Origin of the sequence: Streptomyces sp. NPDC051677 (assembly GCF_044453465.1) — a bacterium.
Taxonomy (GTDB): domain Bacteria; phylum Actinomycetota; class Actinomycetes; order Streptomycetales; family Streptomycetaceae; genus Streptomyces.
Window position 1 is genome coordinate 38,040 of record NZ_JBITCT010000014.1, and the last position, 23,122, is coordinate 61,161.

Consider the following 23,122-nt stretch of genomic DNA (forward strand, 5'->3'; position numbering starts at 1 on the left):
GGGCAGTATCACCGTGCGTTGAGGACGAGCAGACCGAGGGCGTTGAGAACCACGAGGGTCTCGAAAAACCCGCACTGGACATCAGTGTGCCAAGTGGCTACACTGACCCTTTGCGCTGCCTGTTAGCTGTCCCCTGCCCGTCACCAGGGGCATGCCCTCCCTTGAGCTCGGACGACCAGACCTCTCTGACCTGGCCCTTTTCGCCAGATCCGGAAAGCTGTCTCCGTGCACAGGAGAGGGGCCGGTACGCGCGTAGTGAGTCCGAGCCCTCGGAAGGACCCCCTCTTGGCCGCCTCGCGCAACGCCTCGACCGCGAATACGAACAACGCTGCCAGCACCGCCCCGCTGCGCATCTCCTTTGCAAAGATCAAGGAGCCCCTCGAGGTTCCCAACCTGCTCGCGTTGCAGACCGAGAGCTTTGACTGGCTGCTCGGGAACACCGCCTGGCAGAGTCGGGTCGAGGCGGCTCTGGAGTCGGGTCAGGACGTCCCCACGAAGTCCGGTCTGGAGGAGATCTTCGAGGAGATCTCCCCGATCGAGGACTTCTCCGGGTCGATGTCGCTGACCTTCCGCGACCACCGTTTCGAGCCGCCTAAGAACAGCATCGACGAGTGCAAGGACCGTGACTTCACGTACGCGGCCCCGCTCTTCGTGACGGCCGAGTTCACGAACAACGAAACCGGCGAGATCAAGTCCCAGACGGTCTTCATGGGCGACTTCCCGCTCATGACGAACAAGGGCACCTTCGTCATCAACGGCACCGAGCGTGTCGTGGTGTCCCAGCTGGTCCGTTCGCCGGGTGTCTACTTCGACTCCTCCATCGACAAGACGTCCGACAAGGACATCTTCTCCGCCAAGATCATCCCCTCCCGGGGCGCCTGGCTGGAGATGGAGATCGACAAGCGCGACATGGTCGGTGTGCGCATCGACCGCAAGCGCAAGCAGTCCGTCACCGTTCTCCTGAAGGCTCTCGGCTGGACGACCGAGCAGATCCTCGAGGAGTTCGGCGAGTACGAGTCCATGCGCGCCACCCTGGAGAAGGACCACACCCAGGGCCAGGACGACGCGCTGCTCGACATCTACCGCAAGCTGCGTCCGGGCGAGCCCCCCACGCGTGAGGCCGCACAGACGCTGCTCGAGAACCTCTACTTCAACCCCAAGCGCTACGACCTCGCGAAGGTCGGCCGCTACAAGGTCAACAAGAAGCTGGGTGCGGACGCTCCGCTGGACGCCGGCGTCCTGACCGTCGAGGACGTCATCTCGACGATCAAGTACCTGGTCAAGCTGCACGCCGGCGAGACCGAGACGGCCGCGGACAACGGCCAGACGATCGTCGTCGAGACCGACGACATCGACCACTTCGGCAACCGTCGTCTGCGCAGCGTCGGCGAGCTCATCCAGAACCAGGTCCGTACGGGTCTGGCGCGTATGGAGCGCGTCGTCCGCGAGCGGATGACGACCCAGGACGTCGAGGCGATCACGCCGCAGACCCTGATCAACATCCGGCCGGTCGTCGCCTCCATCAAGGAGTTCTTCGGCACCAGCCAGCTGTCGCAGTTCATGGACCAGAACAACCCGCTGTCGGGTCTCACCCACAAGCGCCGTCTGTCGGCGCTCGGCCCGGGTGGTCTCTCCCGTGAGCGGGCCGGCTTCGAGGTCCGTGACGTGCACCCGTCCCACTACGGACGCATGTGCCCGATCGAGACCCCCGAAGGCCCGAACATCGGTCTGATCGGCTCGCTCGCCTCCTACGGCCGCGTCAACGCGTTCGGTTTCGTGGAGACGCCGTACCGCAAGGTCGTGGACGGCCAGGTCACCGACGAGGTCGACTACCTGACGGCCGACGAGGAGGACCGCTACGTCATCGCGCAGGCCAACGCCACGCTGAACGACGACATGCAGTTCACCGAGGCCCGCGTCCTGGTCCGCCGGCGTGGCGGCGAGGTCGACTACGTCGCCGGTGACGACGTGGACTACATGGACGTCTCGCCGCGCCAGATGGTGTCGGTCGCGACCGCCATGATCCCGTTCCTCGAGCACGACGACGCCAACCGTGCCCTCATGGGCGCGAACATGATGCGTCAGGCCGTGCCGCTCATCAAGAGCGAGTCCCCGCTCGTCGGCACCGGCATGGAGTACCGCTCCGCCGTCGACGCCGGCGACGTGGTCAAGGCCGAGAAGGCGGGTGTGGTCCAGGAGGTCTCCGCGGACTACATCACCACCACCAACGACGACGGCACGTACATCACGTACCGTCTGGCCAAGTTCGCCCGCTCCAACCAGGGCACCTCGGTCAACCAGAAGGTCATCGTCAACGAGGGCGACCGGATCATCGAGGGCCAGGTCCTGGCCGACGGTCCGGCCACCGAGAACGGCGAGATGGCGCTGGGCAAGAACCTGCTCGTGGCGTTCATGCCGTGGGAGGGTCACAACTACGAGGACGCGATCATCCTGTCGCAGCGCCTCGTGCAGGACGACGTCCTCTCCTCGATCCACATCGAGGAGCACGAGGTCGACGCCCGTGACACCAAGCTCGGCCCCGAGGAGATCACCCGGGACATCCCGAACGTCTCCGAGGAGGTCCTCGCCGACCTCGACGAGCGCGGCATCATCCGCATCGGCGCCGAGGTCGTCGCCGGCGACATCCTGGTCGGCAAGGTCACGCCCAAGGGCGAGACCGAGCTGACCCCGGAGGAGCGCCTGCTGCGCGCGATCTTCGGTGAGAAGGCCCGTGAGGTCCGTGACACCTCGCTGAAGGTGCCGCACGGCGAGATCGGCAAGGTCATCGGCGTCCGCGTCTTCGACCGTGAAGAGGGCGACGAGCTGCCGCCGGGCGTGAACCAGCTGGTTCGTGTCTACGTGGCGCAGAAGCGCAAGATCACGGACGGTGACAAGCTCGCCGGCCGGCACGGCAACAAGGGTGTCATCTCCAAGATCCTGCCCATCGAGGACATGCCGTTCCTCGAGGACGGGACCCCGGTCGACATCATCCTCAACCCGCTCGGCGTGCCGTCCCGAATGAACCCGGGACAGGTGCTGGAGATCCACCTCGGCTGGCTCGCCAGCCGCGGCTGGGACGTCTCCGGGCTCGCCGACGACTGGGCGCAGCGCCTGCAGGTGATCGGCGCCGACGCGGTCGCCCCCGGCACCAACGTCGCCACCCCGGTCTTCGACGGCGCCCGTGAGGACGAGCTGGCGGGTCTGCTGCAGCACACCATCCCGAACCGCGACGGCGAGCGCATGGTGCAGCCGACCGGTAAGGCGCGGCTGTTCGACGGCCGCTCCGGTGAGCCGTTCCCGGACCCGATCTCCATCGGCTACATGTACATCCTGAAGCTGCACCACCTGGTCGACGACAAGCTGCACGCCCGCTCGACCGGTCCGTACTCGATGATCACCCAGCAGCCGCTGGGTGGTAAGGCGCAGTTCGGCGGTCAGCGCTTCGGTGAGATGGAGGTGTGGGCGCTGGAGGCTTACGGCGCCGCGTACGCCCTCCAGGAGCTCCTGACCATCAAGTCCGACGACGTGACCGGCCGCGTGAAGGTCTACGAGGCCATCGTCAAGGGCGAGAACATCCCCGAGCCCGGCATCCCCGAGTCCTTCAAGGTGCTCATCAAGGAGATGCAGTCTCTCTGCCTGAACGTGGAGGTGCTGTCCAGCGACGGTATGTCCATCGAGATGCGTGACACCGACGAGGACGTCTTCCGCGCGGCGGAGGAGCTCGGCATCGACCTGTCCCGGCGCGAGCCGAGCAGCGTCGAAGAGGTCTGACGGGAGTCCGGTCCGGAGGTTCAGCGATGAAGATCCCTGAGCCTCCGGCCGGCCCCGGGACCCCCGTATCAGACCCCAAGACTTACAACCCTGAGAGGGATTGACGCATAGTGCTCGACGTCAACTTCTTCGACGAGCTCCGGATCGGCCTGGCCACCGCGGACGACATCCGTCAGTGGAGCCACGGCGAGGTCAAGAAGCCCGAGACGATCAACTACCGCACGCTCAAGCCGGAAAAGGACGGACTCTTCTGCGAGAAGATCTTCGGTCCGACCCGGGACTGGGAGTGCTACTGCGGCAAGTACAAGCGTGTCCGGTTCAAGGGCATCATCTGCGAGCGCTGCGGCGTCGAGGTCACTCGCGCCAAGGTGCGTCGTGAGCGGATGGGCCACATCGAGCTGGCCGCCCCCGTCACGCACATCTGGTACTTCAAGGGCGTTCCGTCGCGCCTCGGCTACCTGCTCGACCTCGCCCCGAAGGACCTCGAGAAGGTCATCTACTTCGCGGCGTACATGATCACGTACGTCGACGACGAGCGCCGTACGCGTGACCTGCCCTCGCTGGAGGCGCACGTCTCCGTCGAGCGTCAGCAGATCGAGAACCGTCGCGACGCCGACCTCGAGGCCCGCGCCAAGAAGCTCGAGACCGACCTGGCCGAGCTGGAGGCCGAGGGCGCCAAGGCCGACGTGCGCCGCAAGGTGCGCGAAGGCGCCGAGCGCGAGATGAAGCAGCTGCGCGACCGTGCGCAGCGCGAGATCGACCGTCTCGACGAGGTGTGGACCCGCTTCAAGAACCTCAAGGTCCAGGACCTGGAGGGCGACGAGCTCCTCTACCGCGAGCTGCGTGACCGCTTCGGCACGTACTTCGACGGTTCGATGGGCGCCGCGGCGCTGCAGAAGCGCCTGGAGTCCTTCGACCTGGACGAGGAGGCCGAGCGCCTCCGCGAGATCATCCGCACCGGCAAGGGCCAGAAGAAGACCCGTGCGCTCAAGCGCCTCAAGGTCGTCTCCGCGTTCCTGCAGACCAGCAACAGCCCCAAGGGCATGGTGCTGGACTGCGTGCCGGTCATCCCGCCGGACCTTCGCCCGATGGTGCAGCTGGACGGTGGCCGCTTCGCGACCTCCGACCTGAACGACCTGTACCGCCGTGTGATCAACCGCAACAACCGCCTGAAGCGCCTTCTCGACCTCGGTGCGCCCGAGATCATCGTGAACAACGAGAAGCGCATGCTCCAGGAGGCCGTGGACGCGCTGTTCGACAACGGCCGTCGTGGCCGTCCGGTCACCGGTCCCGGCAACCGCCCGCTGAAGTCCCTCAGCGACATGCTGAAGGGCAAGCAGGGTCGATTCCGTCAGAACCTGCTCGGCAAGCGTGTGGACTACTCCGCGCGTTCCGTGATCGTCGTCGGTCCGCAGCTGAAGCTGCACCAGTGCGGTCTGCCGAAGGCGATGGCGCTGGAGCTCTTCAAGCCGTTCGTGATGAAGCGCCTGGTCGACCTGAACCACGCGCAGAACATCAAGAGCGCCAAGCGCATGGTGGAGCGCGGCCGCACCGTCGTGTACGACGTCCTCGAAGAGGTCATCGCCGAGCACCCGGTGCTGCTGAACCGTGCTCCCACCCTGCACCGCCTCGGCATCCAGGCCTTCGAGCCGCAGCTGGTCGAGGGCAAGGCCATCCAGATCCACCCGCTCGTCTGCACTGCGTTCAACGCGGACTTCGACGGTGACCAGATGGCCGTCCACCTGCCGCTCTCCGCGGAGGCGCAGGCCGAGGCCCGCATCCTGATGCTGTCCTCGAACAACATCCTCAAGCCCGCCGACGGCCGTCCGGTGACGATGCCGACCCAGGACATGGTCCTCGGTCTGTTCTTCCTCACCACCGACGGCGAGCTGCGTGACACCAAGGGCGAGGGCCGGTCCTTCGGCTCCACGGCCGAGGCGATCATGGCGTTCGACGCCGGTGAGCTCGCGCTGCAGTCGCCGATCGACATCCGCTTCCCGGTGGGCACCATCCCGCCGCGTGGCTGGACGCCGCCGGCGCGCGAGGAGGGCGAGCCCGAGTGGCAGCAGGGGGACACCTTCCGCCTGCGCACCACCCTGGGCCGCGCGCTCTTCAACGAGCTGCTGCCCGAGGACTACCCGTTCGTCGACTACTCGGTGGGCAAGAAGCAGCTCTCCGAGATCGTCAACGACCTGGCCGAGCGCTACCCCAAGGTCATCGTGGCGGCGACGCTCGACAACCTGAAGGCGTCCGGCTTCTACTGGGCGACCCGTTCCGGTGTCACCGTGGCCATCTCCGACGTCGTCGTTCCCGAGGCGAAGAAGGAGATCGTCAAGGGCTACGAGGCGCAGGACGAGAAGGTCCAGAAGCAGTACGAGCGCGGTCTGATCACCAAGGAAGAGCGCACTCAGGAGCTCATCGCGATCTGGACCAAGGCGACCAACGAGGTCGCCGAGGCGATGAACGAGAACTTCCCCAAGACGAACCCCATCTTCATGATGGTTGACTCGGGCGCCCGAGGAAACATGATGCAGATGCGGCAGATCGCCGGTATGCGTGGTCTGGTGTCGAACGCGAAGAACGAGACCATCCCGCGGCCCATCAAGGCGTCGTTCCGTGAGGGTCTCTCCGTGCTGGAGTACTTCATCTCCACCCACGGCGCCCGTAAGGGTCTCGCTGACACCGCCCTGCGTACCGCCGACTCGGGTTACCTGACCCGTCGTCTGGTGGACGTCTCGCAGGACGTCATCATCCGCGAGGAGGACTGCGGCACCGAGCGCGGTCTGAAGCTGAAGATCGCGATCCGCGGCGAGGACGGCGTCCTGCGCAAGACGGACGACGTCGAGACCAGCGTCTACGCCCGCATGCTCGCCGAGGACGTCGTCATCGACGGCAAGGTGATCGCGCCGGCCAACGTGGACCTGGGCGACGTGCTCATCGACCAGCTCGTGCGCCACGGCGTCGAGGAGGTCAAGACCCGCTCGATCCTGACCTGCGAGTCCCAGGTCGGCACCTGCGCCATGTGCTACGGCCGTTCGCTGGCCACCGGCAAGCTGGTCGACATCGGTGAGGCGGTCGGCATCATCGCCGCCCAGTCCATCGGTGAGCCCGGCACCCAGCTGACGATGCGTACCTTCCACACCGGTGGTGTGGCCGGTGACGACATCACCCAGGGTCTGCCGCGTGTCGTCGAGCTCTTCGAGGCCCGTACCCCGAAGGGTGTCGCCCCGATCTCCGAGGCCTCCGGCCGCGTGCGGATCGAGGAGACCGAGAAGACCAAGAAGATCGTCATCACGCCGGACGACGGCAGCGACGAGACGGCGTTCCCGATCTCGAAGCGCGCCCGTCTCCTGGTCAGCGAGGGCGAGCACGTCGAGGTGGGCCAGAAGCTCACCGTGGGCGCCACCAACCCGCACGACGTGCTGCGCATCCTGGGTCAGCGTGCCGTCCAGGTCCACCTGGTCGGCGAGGTCCAGAAGGTGTACAACTCGCAGGGTGTGTCGATCCACGACAAGCACATCGAGATCATCATCCGGCAGATGCTGCGCCGGGTGACGATCATCGAGTCCGGCGACGCCGAGCTGCTGCCCGGCGAGCTCGTCGAGCGCTCGAAGTTCGAGGTCGAGAACCGTCGTGTGGTCCAGGAGGGCGGTCACCCGGCCTCCGGTCGTCCGCAGCTCATGGGTATCACCAAGGCCTCGCTGGCCACGGAGTCCTGGCTGTCGGCGGCGTCCTTCCAGGAGACGACCAGGGTGCTGACGGACGCGGCGATCAACGCCAAGTCCGACTCCCTGATCGGCCTCAAGGAGAACGTCATCATCGGTAAGCTCATCCCGGCCGGTACGGGCCTGTCCCGCTACCGCAACATCCGGGTCGAGCCGACCGAGGAGGCCAAGGCCGCGATGTACTCGGCCGTCGGCTACGACGACATCGACTACTCGCCGTTCGGCACGGGCTCCGGCCAGGCCGTTCCGCTGGAGGACTACGACTACGGTCCGTACAACCAGTAAGCGAGCAGTTCGAAGGGCGCCCACTCCGTCTCGTACGGGGTGGGCGCCCTTCGGCGTCTGCGGAACAGTCTGCGGAACCGGTCTGCGGACCGGTTCGCGGAACCCGGCTACGGGATGCCGAGCTCGAAGATCACGTAGTGCGCGTACCAGCCGGACGCTATGGACGCCGTCGCGAAGAACACCGCCAGGCTCGGCCACTTCAGCCGGCTCAGGGCCGCCGCCGGGGCCAGCAGCAGGGGAAAGGCCGGGAGCAGGTAGCGGCCCGTGTTGCCGAACATCTGCTGGGTGCCCAGCACGGTGATCACGCTCGCCAGCGTGTACGCGACCAGCACCAGCGGCGGCTTCTTGCGCAGCATCAGCGCGATCAGGAAGGGCAGCGCCAGGACGAGCTGGACGGCCAGCAGGTCGGGGACCGTGAACGCGAACAGGTAGTCGTGGCGGCCGACGGCCGTGTTGCGCAGCACGTCGAGGGTGTAGGCGCCGAAGTCGAAGTAGTGCGCCCAGCCGTCGCGCTGGAGCGTGAAGTACGCGGTGAGGTCGCCCATGCTGAGGCCGACCCAGGCGATGTAGGTGAGCAGGCCGAGCGGCGCGGCGATCATCGCGTACACGGGACCGGCGACCCCGTGCTCGCGCCTGCTGTCGCGCCGGGCGAGGGTCACGATCGCGGCCAGCCCGACGGCGCCGATGAGCGCGGCGGACGTCGGCCGGTTGAGCCCGGCCAGGAAGGCGAGGAGCCCGGCGGCCACCCAGCGGCCCTTCATCACGCAGTAGCAGCACCAGGCCGCTATGGCGACGAACACCGACTCCGAGTACACCGCCCACTCCACGCCCGCGCCGGGCGCCACCGCCCACAGTCCGGCCGCGATGGTGCCCGCCCGCACGCCGGCGAGGGTCGAGACGACGGCGTAGATGCCGGCGGAGGCGAGGAAGGAGGCCAGGACCGACACGAGGATCGCGGAGCCGTAGAGGCCCAGTCCTGTGATCTCGGACACGCCTCGGATCAGGCCCGGGTAGAGCGGGAAGAAGGCGACCGAGTCCTGCTTGACCTTGAACAGGCCGCCCGGATCGAGAGGTTGGAGCGGCTTGGGGTGGTAGCCCTTCTCGGCGACCTGCAGGTACCACCAGCCGTCCCAGGTGGCGAGCACGTCCCACCAGTGGGCGCCGCCGCCGAAGCGCGGGTTCTTCTTCTGGTACTCGTCGGCCCACTCCAGGAGCCAGGCGAACACGGTCAGCCCGACGAGCTTCATCGTGCCGTAGAGGAGCAGCGGGGCGAGGTACGGTCGTACACCGTCCGGCAGGGTGAGGCGGCGGAGCCTCGGGAGCCGCTCCCCTCGCCCGCCGGGCACGGCGGAGCCCGTCGCCGTGTCCTTGGAAGCCGTGCTCATGGCTGGGGTCCCCCCTCGGCCGATCGCCGGACACCAGGGCGGGGCGGCAGCGCTGTCCGGTTGATCGTGAAGTCTGGTCATAAGAATGTGGTCATAAGATCGCGCAACAGAGTCGCACATGTGCGCCACAGGTTGGGGGAGGACGGGTGACCGAAGCGCGAACCGCCGAGGACACGGCGACCGTGTTGTCGGTCGTCATACCCATGTACAACGAGGAAGAGGTCCTTCCGGCGCTGGTCAGCCGGTTGCGTCCGGTCCTTGCGGGTCTCGGAGTCCCCTACGAGGTCGTCGCGGTGGACGACGGCAGCGCCGACCGCACGGCCGAGCTGCTCGCCGCCTTCCGGCTCGGCTGGCCGGAACTGCGCATCATCGGTCTGCGCCGCAACTCCGGCCACCAGGCGGCCCTCACCGCGGGCCTCGACCGGGCGCTCGGGGCGTACGTCGTCAGCATCGACGCCGACCTGCAGGACCCGCCCGAGAAGATCGCCGACATGCTCGCGCTGGCCCGCGCCGAGAACCTCGACATCGTCTACGGCATCCGCGCGGACCGAGCCAGCGACACCGGGTTCAAGCGGTGGACGGCGGGCCTGTACTACCGTCTCGTGCGCCGGCTCGCGGGGGAGGACGTCCCGGCCCAGGCCGGTGACTTCAGGCTGCTGAGCCGGGCCGCGGTGGACGCCCTGAAGGCCCTGCCCGACCAGCAGCGCGTGTACCGGCTCCTGGTGCCCTGGCTGGGCTTCCCCAGCGGTGAGGTCACCTACGAGCGTGCGCCGCGGCCGGCGGGCGAGAGCAAGTACCCCCTGGGCCGGATGATCCGGCTGGCCGTCGACAGCGTCACCGGCTTCTCCGCGGCCCCCCTGCGCATCGCCACCTGGCTGGGCGGCTTCGCCTTCCTGGTCTGCCTCGCCCTGATGGGCTACACCCTGAGCGCCTACGCCCTGGGCCACACCGTGCCCGGCTGGACGTCCCTGTTCATCGGCGTGATGTTCGTCGGCGCGGTCCAGCTGATCTGCGTGGGGCTGCTCGGCGAGTACGTCGGGCGCATCTACACGGCCGTGCAGAACCGGCCTACGTACTTCGTCGGACGGGACACCGCGCACGACCCGGAGCCGGAGACTGCTCCGGTACCACAGACCCTGCGGCAGGGCTCGTAAACCTTCGGCGTGTCGGTGGCGGGGCCTTTGTTTTGACCGAAGTGAATGCGCTAGGTACGCTCAGACCTTGTGCCTGGGGTGTGCCCTGGCCCACGTGCGTGTCTGCAACCGCACAGGGGTCTAAGCAGTGGCCACCGCGATCTGCGCTTCTTTCTGCCTCGCGGCGGGAGTCCGCGGGTTCGACACACCCGACCGCGTGGGTCGGCGAAGTTCCAGGTTAGCTGTACAAATCGGCACACAGAAACCGGAGAAGTAGTGCCTACGATCCAGCAGCTGGTCCGTAAGGGCCGGCAGGACAAGGTCGAGAAGAACAAGACGCCCGCACTCGAGGGTTCCCCTCAGCGTCGCGGCGTCTGCACGCGTGTGTTCACGACCACCCCGAAGAAGCCGAACTCGGCCCTGCGTAAGGTCGCGCGTGTGCGTCTGACCAGCGGGATCGAGGTCACCGCTTACATTCCGGGTGAGGGACACAACCTGCAGGAGCACTCCATCGTGCTCGTGCGCGGTGGCCGTGTGAAGGACCTGCCGGGTGTTCGCTACAAGATCATCCGCGGCTCCCTCGACACCCAGGGTGTCAAGAACCGCAAGCAGGCCCGCAGCCGCTACGGCGCCAAGAAGGAGAAGTAAGAAATGCCTCGTAAGGGCCCTGCCCCGAAGCGCCCGGTCATCATCGACCCGGTCTACGGTTCTCCTCTTGTCACGTCGCTCATCAACAAGGTGCTGCTGAACGGCAAGCGCTCCACCGCCGAGCGCATCGTCTACGGCGCCATGGAGGGCCTGCGCGAGAAGACCGGCAACGACCCGGTCATCACGCTGAAGCGCGCTCTCGAGAACATCAAGCCGACCATCGAGGTCAAGTCCCGCCGTGTCGGTGGCGCGACCTACCAGGTTCCGGTCGAGGTCAAGCCGGGCCGCGCGAGCACCCTGGCGCTGCGCTGGCTCGTGGGCTACTCCCGCGCCCGTCGCGAGAAGACCATGACCGAGCGCCTGCTCAACGAGCTTCTCGACGCGTCCAACGGCCTTGGCGCCGCTGTGAAGAAGCGCGAGGACACCCACAAGATGGCCGAGTCCAACAAGGCCTTCGCGCACTACCGCTGGTAGTCGCTACCCACATCGAGACCGAGAGAAGACGAAAGCCTTATGGCTACCACTTCACTTGACCTGGCCAAGGTCCGCAACATCGGGATCATGGCCCACATCGACGCGGGCAAGACGACCACCACCGAGCGGATCCTGTTCTACACCGGCGTCTCCTACAAGATCGGTGAGGTCCACGACGGCGCCGCGACCATGGACTGGATGGAGCAGGAGCAGGAGCGTGGCATCACGATCACCTCTGCTGCCACCACCTGTCACTGGCCGCTCGAGGACGTCGACCACACCATCAACATCATCGACACCCCGGGTCACGTCGACTTCACCGTCGAGGTAGAGCGTTCCCTGCGTGTGCTCGACGGCGCCGTGACGGTGTTCGACGGCGTTGCCGGCGTCGAGCCCCAGTCCGAGACGGTGTGGCGTCAGGCGGACCGCTACGGCGTCCCGCGCATCTGCTTCGTCAACAAGCTCGACCGGACCGGCGCCGAGTTCCACCGCTGCGTCGACATGATCAGCAGCCGCCTCGGCGCGACGCCGATCGTCATGCAGCTGCCGATCGGTGCCGAGGCCGACTTCAAGGGCGTCGTCGACCTGGTCACGATGAAGGCCTTCGTGTGGTCCGCCGAGGCGGAGAAGGGCGAGATGTACGACGTCGTCGACATCCCGTCCACCCACACCGAGGCTGCCGAGGAGTACCGCGGCAAGCTCGTCGAGACCGTCGCCGAGAACGACGACGAGATCATGGAGCTGTACCTGGAGGGCCAGGAGCCTTCCGTGGAGCAGCTGTACGCCGCGATCCGTCGTATCACCATCGCGTCCGGCAAGTCCGACGGCGTCACCGTCACCCCGGTGTTCTGTGGCACCGCGTTCAAGAACAAGGGCGTCCAGCCCCTGCTCGACGCGGTCGTGCGCTACCTGCCCTCCCCCCTGGACGTCGAGGCCATCGAGGGCCACGACGTGAAGGACCCGGAGCAGGTCGTCAAGCGCAAGCCGTCCGACGACGAGCCGCTGTCCGCGCTGGCGTTCAAGATCATGAGCGACCCGCACCTGGGCAAGCTCACCTTCGTCCGGGTCTACTCGGGCCGCCTGGTGTCCGGCACTGCCGTGCTGAACTCCGTCAAGGGCAAGAAGGAGCGCATCGGCAAGATCTACCGCATGCACGCGAACAAGCGTGAGGAGATCGAGGCGGTCGGCGCCGGCGACATCGTCGCCGTCATGGGTCTGAAGCAGACCACGACCGGTGAGACGCTGTGCGACGACAAGGCCCCCGTGATCCTGGAGTCCATGGACTTCCCGGCTCCGGTCATCCAGGTCGCCATCGAGCCCAAGTCGAAGGGCGATCAGGAGAAGCTGGGCATCGCGATCCAGCGCCTGGCCGAGGAGGACCCGTCGTTCCAGGTCCACTCGGACGAGGAGACCGGCCAGACCATCATCGGCGGCATGGGCGAACTGCACCTCGAGGTGCTGGTCGACCGTATGCGCCGTGAGTTCAAGGTCGAGGCCAACGTCGGCAAGCCGCAGGTCGCCTACCGCGAGACCATCCGCAAGGCGGTCGACCGGGTCGACTACACGCACAAGAAGCAGACCGGTGGCACCGGCCAGTTCGCCAAGGTGCAGATCGCGATCGAGCCGATCGAGGGCGGCGACGCCTCGTACGAGTTCGTGAACAAGGTGACCGGTGGTCGTATCCCGAAGGAGTACATCCCTTCGGTCGACGCCGGTGCGCAGGAGGCCATGCAGTTCGGCATCCTCGCCGGTTACGAGATGACCGGCGTGCGCGTCACCCTGCTCGACGGTGGCTACCACGAGGTGGACTCCTCCGAGCTCGCCTTCAAGATCGCCGGTTCGCAGGCCTTCAAGGAGGCCGCGCGCAAGGCCAGCCCCGTGCTGCTCGAGCCGATGATGGCCGTCGAGGTCACCACGCCCGAGGACTACATGGGCGAGGTCATCGGCGACATCAACTCCCGCCGTGGTCAGATCCAGGCCATGGAGGAGCGGGCCGGTGCCCGCGTCGTCAAGGGCCTGGTGCCCCTGTCGGAGATGTTCGGCTACGTCGGCGACCTCCGCAGCAAGACGTCGGGTCGCGCGAGCTACTCGATGCAGTTCGACTCCTACGCCGAGGTTCCCCGGAACGTCGCCGAGGAGATCATCGCGAAGGCCAAGGGCGAGTAACGCACCGCGTTCACACGCTTTAGGCTTGACTCCGGAGCCTCTGGGGCAACCACCCGCATTCGTCACCGTTCGTGGGTGTTTGCTCCGGGCCCGGGCTATGACAGCAAAGATCACCTGGCGCCGATGAAGTAAGGCGTACCAGAACCACTCCCAGGAGGACCCCAGTGGCGAAGGCGAAGTTCGAGCGGACTAAGCCGCACGTCAACATCGGCACCATCGGTCACATCGACCACGGTAAGACGACCCTCACGGCCGCCATTACCAAGGTGCTGCACGACGCGTACCCGGACCTGAACGAGGCTTCGGCCTTCGACCAGATCGACAAGGCTCCTGAGGAGCGCCAGCGCGGTATCACGATCTCCATCGCGCACGTCGAGTACCAGACCGAGACGCGTCACTACGCCCACGTCGACTGCCCCGGTCACGCGGACTACATCAAGAACATGATCACGGGTGCGGCGCAGATGGACGGCGCCATCCTCGTCGTCGCCGCCACCGACGGCCCGATGCCGCAGACCAAGGAGCACGTGCTCCTGGCCCGCCAGGTCGGCGTTCCGTACATCGTCGTCGCCCTGAACAAGGCCGACATGGTGGACGACGAGGAGATCCTGGAGCTCGTCGAGCTCGAGGTCCGTGAGCTCCTCTCCGAGTACGAGTTCCCGGGCGACGACCTGCCGGTCGTCAAGGTCTCGGCGCTCAAGGCGCTCGAGGGCGACGCCGAGTGGGGTCAGACGGTCCTCGACCTGATGGCCGCCGTCGACGAGTCGATCCCGACCCCCGAGCGTGACGTCGACAAGCCGTTCCTCATGCCCGTCGAGGACGTCTTCACGATCACCGGTCGCGGTACGGTCGTCACCGGCCGTATCGAGCGTGGTGTCCTGAAGGTCAACGAGACCGTTGACATCATCGGCATCAAGCAGGAGAAGACCACCACCACGGTCACCGGCATCGAGATGTTCCGCAAGCTGCTCGACGAGGGCCAGGCCGGTGAGAACGTCGGTCTGCTGCTCCGCGGCATCAAGCGCGAGGACGTCGAGCGCGGCCAGGTCATCATCAAGCCGGGCTCGGTCACCCCGCACACCGAGTTCGAGGCCCAGGCCTACATCCTGTCGAAGGACGAGGGTGGCCGTCACACCCCCTTCTTCAACAACTACCGTCCGCAGTTCTACTTCCGTACGACGGACGTGACCGGCGTCGTGACCCTCCCCGAGGGCACCGAGATGGTCATGCCGGGTGACAACACCGAGATGAAGGTGGAGCTCATCCAGCCCGTCGCCATGGAAGAGGGCCTGAAGTTCGCCATCCGTGAGGGTGGCCGGACGGTCGGCGCCGGCCAGGTCACCAAGATCAACAAGTAAGTCTTGTTGTTCGACCTGGTAGCTCCAGCCTGAGCTGAGCACCTGAGAGGGCCCGTACGACTCCGGTCGTACGGGCCCTTTCGCCATGTCGCTGCGGGTTGCCGTGAGCTCAGATGCGCGCGAGCACCTGCCGGACGGGATGCCCGAGCGCCGCGCCGAGAGCGATCAGCTCCCCGTCGTCGAACGGCTCCCGGTCCGGATTCCACACGGCGATCTCGAACCGGGCGAAGCCGCAGGGACCGTCGTACTCCAGGGCGTCCAGCGTCTCGGCCGCCCCGCAGCAGGGGACCTTCACGGCGAGGCCAACGAAGCCGTCGTCGCCGTGGGCTTCGAGGAGGTCCTGGTACCACTCGTCGGAGATCGTCGCACCGCACTGCGGGCAGCCGATCCGTACGAGGTTCTCGCCGCAGTCGACGGCCATGACGGCGTCGTACCAGTCGACGTCGATCTCGGAGTCGAAGCCGCTGTCGTCCTCCGGGACGAGCCGGGCGACGAGTGCGGCGGTGCGGTCGGCCGCGGCTTGGTCGGGCTGCCAGTGCGGGTCTGTCGGAATGACCGAGAGGACGTTGTCGCTCATGAGTTCACTCGAATCGTCGAAGTCGTCAAGGGCCGTAGTCGTCGGGTGAAGTGTCGGCGAACCCTGCGCGACGGGCCGACGAGGGGTCGGTCAACCTTGCTCGCCGGGTGCGCGGAATGCTCACTTCTGCTCCCTGTGTGGTGATTGTGACGGCCGTAATGTCACGCGGGTGACTGGCCTGGCTCTCCCCCCGCTCGCCGTCCAGCCGGAGCAGCGCCCCGGCATCCCCGGCCGGCGGCAGGAACGTCCCCGTCTGTACGCCGTCGACGGAATCCGCCTGCTGGCGGCGCTCATGGTCGCCCTCCACCACTACGCCGGGACCCGCCGCGCGAACATGCCGGACAACCTGATCTGGGACCGCCCGGTGTCGGACATCATGCCGACGGTGTTCCATGTGGCGGCCTACGGCTGGATCGGCGTCGAGATCTTCTTCGTGATCAGCGGCTTCGTGATCTGCATGTCGTGTTGGGGCCGCACGCCGAGGCAGTTCTTCGTGTCGCGGGTGATCCGCCTCTACCCGGCGTACTGGTTCGCGGTGCTGTTCACGACGGCCGTGCTGGCGGCGCTGCCGGGCGTGTGGGAGCAACTGCGGGCGCGGGATGTCCTCTTGAACCTGACGATGCTGCAGTCGGGTTCGGGGGTGCGGAACGTCGACGGCGTGTACTGGACGCTCTGGTCGGAGCTCCGCTTCTATCTGCTGTTCCTGGCGGTCGTGTGGAGGGGCCTGACGTATCGCAGGGTGGTGGTGTTCTGCTGTGTGTGGGGTGCGGCGGCGATGCTCGCGCCGGTGGCGGACTTCCCGCTGCTGGACCTGCTGGCGGCCCCGGAGAGCGCCTGGTACTTCATCGCCGGCCTGGCCCTGTACCTGATGCACCGCTTCGGCCAGGACCTGCTGCTGTGGGGCATCCTCGGCATGGCCTGGCTGATGGCTCAGAAGGAGCTCGGCGACCGCATCGACGAGGTCGAGCACGTGTCCAGTTGGCGGGGGGCGGTGCTGATCTTCACGGTCTTCCTGCTGGTGATGGTCGCGGTGGCGCTCGGCTGGACGGACCGCGTCCGGTGGCGGTGGCTGGTGACGGCGGGCAGTCTGACCTACCCCCTCTACCTGATGCACTACGCGGCGGGCACGGCGGTGATCAACCGCCTGCGCGACGAGATGGACGCGCGGTTGCTGGTGGCGGTGGTCCTGGCCGGGTTCCTGCTGTTGAGCTGGGCGGCGCACCGGTTCGTGGAGAGGCCGGTGGCGGGGGCGGTGAAGCGGGGGCTGGAGGGGGCGTTCGTGCGGCTGCGCGCCGATCAGGCGGGGTAGCGGGGGAGGTCTTCGGTGGAGATCGTCCACTCCGCGATGGTGACGTCCTCGCCGTAGACGAAGTCCTTGCGGGTCGCGTAACGGGGGCCGTCGGGGGTGGGGTGGATGTCGGTGAGGACGGCGCCGGAGCCGGTGCGGGGGTCGAAGATCGCGTAGACGGGGATACCCATCAGGGGGTAGTCGCGCACCTTGCTGACCCAGTCGTTGTCAGGGTTGGAGCGGGAGACGACCTCGATGGCGGCGACCAGGGTGCGGGGGTCGAAGGAGCCCTCTCCCTGCATGTCCGCCTCGGCGATCACCATGAGGTCAGGCCGTCGCAGGATCCCTTCGGGCTCGCACTCGACATCGGGTTTGCCCGTGTGGGCGACGATCTCTTCCGGCATCGCCTTCTCAAGGCGCTTACGTAGATGGAGAGCAGTGAGCTCGTGCCGGCCGACGGGTGGAGATCGTGGACGATGCCTTCTGCGGTGACCTCGAACTTGCCGGGCAGGGTGTCGTCCACGGACTGAACGAAATCGCGCATGGCCCGGTAGATGTGGGAGGGGTGCTGGCGGATCGGCATGTTCAGAAACGGAGACAGGTGATCTGGACGATGTACACGCGTTCGCTACGCACGACGATCTGGTAACCGAACCAGCCGCCGGAGACGATGATTTCGCCGCCCTTGGGGTCGATCCCCTCGTGGGCACGACCGTGAATGTGTAGGGCTTCGGCTGCCCTCACCAGTTCGTCGGCCTTGCGTTCCACGGCGGTGAGGAAGTCCGCAGGGGCGGCACGAGCAGATTCTTCGGCAGCGAAGGCGTATTCCCACTTCCAGCTCACTCGCGCACTGCTTTCAGGGCCTCGTCGAGGATCGCGCTCAGCTCGCGGAGCGCTTCCCGCGCGATCACCGGATCCTCATGTTCCAGATCGCTCTCCGCCTGGGCGTAGCGGGTGGAGAGGTCCGGGCGGCGGGCGATCTCGATCTCCTTGGCCCAGATCAGGACCCAGCTCTGTACCGGGCTGAGCGATTGCCACTCGACCGCCTTGGCGAAGGCCTCGTCCTTCATGGCCTGCATCTCGTCCAGGCGACCTGGGGCAACGACGGCGAGAGCTGCGTGCAGGGCATCGGGAGTCAGCTCGGGACGGGGGATCAGCTCGTGCCCGTGGTCGGCCTGAGTGCTCATGATGTCCTCCTGGGGGTGCCCCGGCCAGAGTATCCGGTCTGAGGGCAGAGAACGGGACAGAACGGGCTCAGGGGGCGGTGGTGACACGGGAAGCGCGGCAGTCACGGCAGTCACGGCAGAGGAGTCCAGAGGTCGGCGAGCGGAAGGGGCGGTCGCAGCCGTCGCAGGTCGGCGAGGGGCCTCGCGTGGGCGGCGGAGGCTCCGGCGCTCGGAAGGGCGGTGGGGGTGGGAGTTGGGCGGCCAGGCGGTGGGCCAGGAGGGCGGCCGGTCGGCGTAGCGGGTCCGGGAGGTCCGCGGTGAGGGCTTGCACCACGGCTACGGAGCCGACGTCCCGTTCCAGCCAGGCGGCGACTCCGGGGGCGAGGTGCTCCACGTCCGTGGCGGAGAGCAGGAGGCGGGAGTCGTGGCGGCGGAGGCGGGCGAGGAGGTCGGTCGCCGTCTGGAGGAGTGTGGGGTGGGGGTGTGCGGGCTTCGGTACGGCGGGGAGAGCCTTGCGGGGTGCCGTCGCCGGCTTCCTGGGAGTGTGGTCCGCTGCCGGACGGCGGTCCAGGTGGCCGGGCTGGTTGCAGGAGACCGTGCGGGTGACGATCCGGCCGCCGGGGATGCGGGAACGCTCGCGGCGGAGGTAACCGTGGGACTCCAGCTCACGCAGAGCGGCGGCGATGCGGACCGAGCCCTCGGGGAAGCGGGCGGTGAGGGTCTTGATGTCGACTCGGGCGCCCTTGGGCAGCGACTGGATGTGCACGCCCAGGCCGATCGCTAGGAGCGACAGCTCCTGGTGCTGGGCGAGGTGGTTGCCGATCACTGTGAAGCGTTCGGTGTGGCGGGTGTTGTCGTGGGTGAGTCCGCCCGCGTGGGGGTGGTTTTTGCCCGGGATGCGGGACTCGGCGCATGGCGGCGCGCTAGGGTTTTCCGTGTCCATCAGGAAGGTGCTTCTTCCTCGGTGGTCAGGCCCTCGCACTGGGATTGCAGTCCCGGCGGGGGCCGTCGCATGTCTGCGGTTGTGTGGTGGTGATGCTGCGCTGAGCGTAGGGCAGGCAACCCGCCCCAAATCCACTCCAGTTGGCATATTCACTCGCGGGAGTGAGTTTGCGCTGCGGGCGGGAGGGGTGGGGCTTGGTGGGGTCATTTCACCTAGGTGGTCCTTGGGAAAGACCGCCCCTGCGACCGAAGTGCAGGGGATCGGGTTCCGGTGCCGATGACATGCGGACCTCCGCCCAGACCGTCTTGCGAGGCCGCCGCCCCTCGGTCACTCCCCAGCCGTCGGCGAGCGCGTCTACGAGGAGCAGGCCCCGGCCCGACTCGCTGTCGCCGGGGTCCTGTCGCAGGCGCGGCATCCGGTCACCGCGTGTGTCCGTGACCTCGATGCGGAGGGCGTCGCCGATGACGTACAGCACGAGCTGGAAGTCACGGCCGGGGACGCGGCCATGGGTGACGGCATTGGCCGACAGCTCCGCGACGACATGGGCTGCCGGGTCCAAGGGCAGCCCCCAGGAGCGGAGTTGCTCTGTGGCCAGCAGACGGGCGAGACGGGCTCCGCGGGGCGTGGGGGACAGGCGCACGTCGAAGTTGCGGATGGGGGAGTCAAGGCGGGGGGTTTTCTGAATCACGTCACTCAGCGTGCTGGCGCATGCGTACCGTTAACAGTGACAACGCGGTTGCGTAGGGTCACTGTCCATCTCTTGTCCGGCCGTGTCCAGGCCTGTCGAGGGCGGGCGTACGGGTAGCGCCGTGGTGGCAATGACGGGACGACGGAGGGGCGCGGAATGTCGGTCGACGGGCAGGCGGTACGGCTCAAGGACGAGACGGACGAACCGGGTTGGGAGGTGGACCCGGACGACGAGTGGGGCGTCGCGGTCGTCGCCACGGTGGGACGGCAGCTGAAGCTGCGGCGCGAGGCGGTGGGGATGCGCGTCACCGACTTCGCGGTGGCGGTGGGGTACGGCGAGGACATGGTGTACAAGATCGAAAGCGGAAAACGGATCCCTCGGCCCGAGTATCTGGACAGGGCGGACGAGATCCTGACGGCCGGCGGGTTGCTCTCGGCCATGAACGAGGACGTGAAGCGGGTCCAGTACCCGAAGAAGGTGCGGGAGATCGCGGAGCTGGAGGCGAAGGCGGTCGAGATCCAGCTCTACGATCCGCTGAGTATCCACGGCCTGCTGCAGACGCCCGACTACGGGCGGGCGCTGCTTTTGATGCGGCGGCCCGCGTACACCGAGGCGGAGGTGGAGCGGTTCGTCGCCGCCCGCGTGGGACGCAAGTCGGTCTTCGAACGAGACCCGATGCCTGAGCTCAGCTTCGTGCTCGAGGAGTGGACGCTCCGCCGTCCGCTCGGAGGGAGGGCGGCGTTGCGATGCCAGCTCGAACACCTGCTGGAGACAGGGCGGTTGCGCAACGTCGAGCTTCAGGTGATGCCGATGGATCGTGAGGAGCACGCCGGAGTCGACGGTGGCATCGAGGTGCTGAAATTCGGTGACGGGTCTGCCGTAGGGCGTTCGCCCGTGGTGGCCAACGGCCGGGCCGTATCCGACCTGAAGCAGCTCCGTATCCTGGAACTGCGGTATGGCATCATCCGAGCTCAGGCACTCACTCCGCGTGAGTCGTTGGCCTTTATTGAGCAACTGCTGGGGGATACATGATCCAGGAACTCGTGTGGTTCAAAAGCAGCTACAGCAGCGGCTCCGAGGGCGACTCCTGTGTCGAAGTCGCCGCCACCCCCGCCGCCGTCCACGTCCGTGATTCCAAGAACCCGGAGGAGGGTCCCACCTTTCACGTCGCCCCGGCCGCCTGGGCTGCCTTCATCGCCGCGGCGCGCTGACCGCGTAGCCCTTAACCGCCCTCTGTCTCAAGGGTGTTGGGCGCGCCTACCATGGGCCGCAGGGAGTGGCTCGGCCGTGCGTAGAGGGGATCTTGCTGGGCGAGATTTTCGTGGCACTCATCACCACTGTGGGCACGGTGTGGGTGGCCTTCATATCGCTCCGTGCCGGTTCGCAGCGGGTGAGCAGGCGCTACAACAAACCGTTGATGGACCTGTGTGCCCTCTGGGGGTGTACCAGAGGCGTGGCCGAAGCCGCCGTCGACAGCTGCGTCCAGGCATGGGAGGAGCGACGGGAGGAGGCGGCCTCCCGAATCACACTGACGGCCAACCAGCGCGACGAGCTGTTCTGTGCGGAGACGCGGCCGAGCCCAGAACTTCATGAGTCGCTGCGCGGCGAGTTCTCCATGTCCAGAGACGGGCTGCTCGCCGAGTTCGGCATGTACGAGGATGCCGTGAAACAGTTCCGGACGGAGCTTCGCAGGTTCGGCGATCGGATCGACGCCATGAGCTCTGCGCCGCGGCTTTCCGAGATCGGCATCGATCGCTATCTCCCAGCTCTGCAGTCCGCGCTGCAGGAGTTCGATGCAGCGTTCGAGCGGTGCCTGAGCAGCTACCTGCAACGGAAGAACGGCGCTTCCCTCTCACCGGAGCGGCGTAGGCTCCGCAAACAGGCAGAAGACCGCAACAAGAACTTCCGGCACAGCGGCAGGAGCGCCTTCGCCAGTCAGCCCGAGTCCGAGTCCGCCGACGGCTCTGGTCAGGGCGGAGGTGCGCCATCCGGCGGAGCCGAGCCGCCGCCCTGCGGGTAGTGCATCTGGCGCTGCCCTCACGCACCGGCCCATACGCCAGCGCCTGCGTCCGGCGTCCCCGCGACTGCCGACCTGACAGGCGTGCGAGCAGCACTCGCCGCGCCCCGCGTTTGACCTGCGTCACGTGCGGGGTATTCTCTCCGGCTCGATTGGCCAGGCCCCTGCCCCATATGGCAGACTGTCGGAGTTGCTCGGTCGAGTGTTGATGTTGCGCGCCTCCCGCCGGGAGGACCGGAAGCGAGTCCCACAGTACTCGTCGCCCTAACTGCCTGATGGCAGCGCTGGGGCGGACGTACGGGAATCTTCCGGGAAGTGTCAGTGCAGCACCGACCAGGCACCCGGTGGGCCTCTCGTCCCCGGCTTGCGGTTCCGGAAGGGCCGTGCTTTCCCAGCAGGGATGTTCGAACAAGGGGCATCTGTGTCGGTGAGAGCGCGACACACCCGACCGCGTGGGTCGGAGGATCGAGTGAACGGACCACCCGGTTCCAGAGCGTTAGAAGAGACAGGACTACTGAGTAGCCATGGCGGGACAGAAGATCCGCATCCGGCTCAAGGCCTACGACCACGAGGTCATCGACTCCTCGGCGAAGAAGATCGTCGAGACGGTGACCCGCACTGGTGCGTCGGTCGCGGGCCCGGTGCCGCTGCCCACTGAGAAGAACGTGTACTGCGTCATCAAGTCGCCGCACAAGTACAAGGACTCGCGCGAGCACTTCGAGATGCGCACGCACAAGCGCCTGATCGACATCCTCGACCCGACGCCCAAGACCGTTGACTCTCTGATGCGACTCGACCTCCCGGCCGGTGTCGACATCGAGATCAAGCTCTAGGGGTCGGTGATCTGAGAATGGCTAAGCAGATCAAGGGCATCCTGGGCGAGAAGCTCGGCATGACGCAGGTGTGGGACGAGAACAACCGTGTTGTTCCGGTCACCGTCGTCAAGGCCGGCCCCAACGTCGTGACCCAGGTGCGTACGAACGACAGTGACGGCTACGAGTCGGTCCAGATCGCCTTCGGCGAGATCGACCCGCGCAAGGTGAACAAGCCCCTCAAGGGTCACTTCGCCAAGGCCGACGTCACGCCCCGTCGCCACCTCGTCGAGATCCGGACGGCCGATGCCGCCGAGTACACGCTCGGTCAGGAAATCACCGCCGAGGTCTTCGAGGCCGGCGTGAAGGTCGACGTGACCGGCAAGAGCAAGGGCAAGGGCTTCGCCGGTGTCATGAAGCGTCACAACTTCAAGGGCCTCGGCGCCGGACACGGCACCCAGCGCAAGCACCGCTCTCCCGGTTCCATCGGTGGCTGCGCCACCCCGGGCCGCGTGTTCAAGGGCCTCCGCATGGCGGGTCGCATGGGCAACGAGCGGGTCACCACCCAGAACCTGACCGTCCACGCCGTTGACGCGGAGAAGGGTCTGCTGCTCATCAAGGGCGCTGTCCCCGGTCCGAACGGCGGCCTCGTCCTGGTCCGCACCGCGGCCAAGGGGGCCTGAGGT

At 67.0% G+C, this 23,122-nt stretch carries 19 protein-coding genes and 1 pseudogene; 13 read left to right on the forward strand and 7 right to left on the reverse strand.

Annotation, left to right across the window (positions count from 1 at the left end):
- Window positions 1–285: 285 nt before the first annotated feature.
- Both rpoB and ACIBAF_RS18415 read left to right on the forward strand, forming a co-directional pair.
- On the forward strand, window positions 286–3,771 hold the full coding sequence (gene rpoB / locus ACIBAF_RS18410; protein WP_399464276.1) for a DNA-directed RNA polymerase subunit beta: 3,486 nt from the start codon (window positions 286–288) through the stop codon (window positions 3,769–3,771).
- A 110-nt stretch (window positions 3,772–3,881) separates the two neighbouring features.
- A complete protein-coding gene (locus ACIBAF_RS18415; RefSeq protein ID WP_399464277.1) occupies window positions 3,882–7,781 on the forward strand; it encodes a DNA-directed RNA polymerase subunit beta' in 3,900 nt (1,299 codons plus the stop codon).
- A 107-nt stretch (window positions 7,782–7,888) separates the two neighbouring features.
- Here the strand turns inward: ACIBAF_RS18415 and ACIBAF_RS18420 are convergent, their stop codons facing one another.
- Window positions 7,889–9,166 carry a hypothetical protein gene (locus tag ACIBAF_RS18420; RefSeq protein ID WP_399464278.1) on the reverse strand — a complete coding sequence of 426 codons (1,278 nt, stop codon included), beginning with the start codon at window positions 9,164–9,166 and terminating at the stop codon, window positions 7,889–7,891.
- Window positions 9,167–9,312: 146 nt separating this feature from the next.
- On the opposite strand from ACIBAF_RS18420, the gene ACIBAF_RS18425 reads away from it, so the two are divergent.
- The 5 genes from ACIBAF_RS18425 (at window position 9,313) to tuf (ending at window position 14,945) form a co-directional block, all read left to right on the forward strand.
- Window positions 9,313–10,320, forward strand: coding sequence for a glycosyltransferase family 2 protein (locus ACIBAF_RS18425; protein ID WP_399464279.1), 1,008 nt, complete (start codon window positions 9,313–9,315; stop codon window positions 10,318–10,320).
- A gap of 255 nt (window positions 10,321–10,575) precedes the next feature.
- Window positions 10,576–10,947 carry a 30S ribosomal protein S12 gene (gene rpsL, locus ACIBAF_RS18430; RefSeq protein ID WP_003948652.1) on the forward strand — a complete coding sequence of 124 codons (372 nt, stop codon included), beginning with the start codon at window positions 10,576–10,578 and terminating at the stop codon, window positions 10,945–10,947.
- A 3-nt stretch (window positions 10,948–10,950) separates the two neighbouring features.
- A complete protein-coding gene (rpsG, locus tag ACIBAF_RS18435) occupies window positions 10,951–11,421 on the forward strand; it encodes a 30S ribosomal protein S7 (protein ID WP_030788318.1) in 471 nt (156 codons plus the stop codon).
- Window positions 11,422–11,460: 39 nt separating this feature from the next.
- On the forward strand, window positions 11,461–13,587 hold the full coding sequence (gene fusA / locus ACIBAF_RS18440) for an elongation factor G (protein ID WP_399464280.1): 2,127 nt from the start codon (window positions 11,461–11,463) through the stop codon (window positions 13,585–13,587).
- 164 nt (window positions 13,588–13,751) lie between these two features.
- Window positions 13,752–14,945: an elongation factor Tu gene (gene tuf / locus ACIBAF_RS18445; RefSeq protein ID WP_319164282.1), complete on the forward strand. Its 1,194-nt coding sequence runs from the start codon at window positions 13,752–13,754 to the stop codon at window positions 14,943–14,945.
- A 109-nt stretch (window positions 14,946–15,054) separates the two neighbouring features.
- On the opposite strand, the gene ACIBAF_RS18450 is transcribed toward tuf, so the two are convergent.
- Window positions 15,055–15,522, reverse strand: a complete 468-nt coding sequence (locus ACIBAF_RS18450; RefSeq protein WP_399464281.1) for a hypothetical protein — start codon at window positions 15,520–15,522, stop codon at window positions 15,055–15,057.
- Between the two features lie 178 nt (window positions 15,523–15,700).
- Here ACIBAF_RS18450 and ACIBAF_RS18455 point away from each other — a divergent pair, with 178 nt between their 5' ends.
- On the forward strand, window positions 15,701–16,831 hold the full coding sequence (locus ACIBAF_RS18455) for an acyltransferase family protein (protein ID WP_399464395.1): 1,131 nt from the start codon (window positions 15,701–15,703) through the stop codon (window positions 16,829–16,831).
- Here ACIBAF_RS18455 and ACIBAF_RS18460 read toward each other — a convergent pair.
- The 5 genes and pseudogenes from ACIBAF_RS18460 to ACIBAF_RS18480 form a co-directional block, all read right to left on the reverse strand.
- Window positions 16,819–17,393 (reverse strand): annotated as a pseudogene (locus tag ACIBAF_RS18460) (Uma2 family endonuclease). The gene ACIBAF_RS18455 and the pseudogene ACIBAF_RS18460 overlap by 13 nt on opposite strands.
- Before the next feature lie 2 nt (window positions 17,394–17,395).
- Complete coding sequence (locus ACIBAF_RS18465) at window positions 17,396–17,653, reverse strand: hypothetical protein (protein WP_399464282.1); 258 nt, start codon at window positions 17,651–17,653, stop codon at window positions 17,396–17,398.
- Window positions 17,650–17,997 carry a hypothetical protein gene (locus ACIBAF_RS18470; protein WP_399464283.1) on the reverse strand — a complete coding sequence of 116 codons (348 nt, stop codon included), beginning with the start codon at window positions 17,995–17,997 and terminating at the stop codon, window positions 17,650–17,652. The genes ACIBAF_RS18465 and ACIBAF_RS18470 overlap by 4 nt, the downstream gene beginning before the upstream one ends.
- A 67-nt stretch (window positions 17,998–18,064) precedes the next feature.
- Window positions 18,065–18,919, reverse strand: a complete 855-nt coding sequence (locus ACIBAF_RS18475; protein WP_399464284.1) for a helix-turn-helix domain-containing protein — start codon at window positions 18,917–18,919, stop codon at window positions 18,065–18,067.
- A gap of 208 nt (window positions 18,920–19,127) precedes the next feature.
- On the reverse strand, window positions 19,128–19,607 hold the full coding sequence (locus ACIBAF_RS18480; RefSeq protein WP_399464285.1) for an ATP-binding protein: 480 nt from the start codon (window positions 19,605–19,607) through the stop codon (window positions 19,128–19,130).
- Window positions 19,608–19,763: 156 nt separating this feature from the next.
- On the opposite strand from ACIBAF_RS18480, the gene ACIBAF_RS18485 reads away from it, so the two are divergent.
- The 5 genes from ACIBAF_RS18485 to rplC all read left to right on the forward strand — a co-directional run bounded on the left by ACIBAF_RS18485 (window position 19,764) and on the right by rplC (window position 23,119).
- Window positions 19,764–20,639 carry a helix-turn-helix domain-containing protein gene (locus ACIBAF_RS18485; protein ID WP_399464286.1) on the forward strand — a complete coding sequence of 292 codons (876 nt, stop codon included), beginning with the start codon at window positions 19,764–19,766 and terminating at the stop codon, window positions 20,637–20,639.
- Complete coding sequence (locus ACIBAF_RS18490) at window positions 20,636–20,818, forward strand: DUF397 domain-containing protein (protein ID WP_399464287.1); 183 nt, start codon at window positions 20,636–20,638, stop codon at window positions 20,816–20,818. Before ACIBAF_RS18485 ends, ACIBAF_RS18490 begins: the two co-directional genes overlap by 4 nt.
- 92 nt (window positions 20,819–20,910) lie before the next feature.
- Complete coding sequence (locus ACIBAF_RS18495; protein ID WP_399464288.1) at window positions 20,911–21,627, forward strand: hypothetical protein; 717 nt, start codon at window positions 20,911–20,913, stop codon at window positions 21,625–21,627.
- A 521-nt stretch (window positions 21,628–22,148) separates the two neighbouring features.
- Window positions 22,149–22,457, forward strand: coding sequence for a 30S ribosomal protein S10 (gene rpsJ, locus ACIBAF_RS18500; protein WP_003948644.1), 309 nt, complete (start codon window positions 22,149–22,151; stop codon window positions 22,455–22,457).
- 17 nt (window positions 22,458–22,474) lie between these two features.
- Window positions 22,475–23,119 carry a 50S ribosomal protein L3 gene (rplC, locus tag ACIBAF_RS18505; protein ID WP_069770402.1) on the forward strand — a complete coding sequence of 215 codons (645 nt, stop codon included), beginning with the start codon at window positions 22,475–22,477 and terminating at the stop codon, window positions 23,117–23,119.
- Window positions 23,120–23,122: the final 3 nt, after the last annotated feature.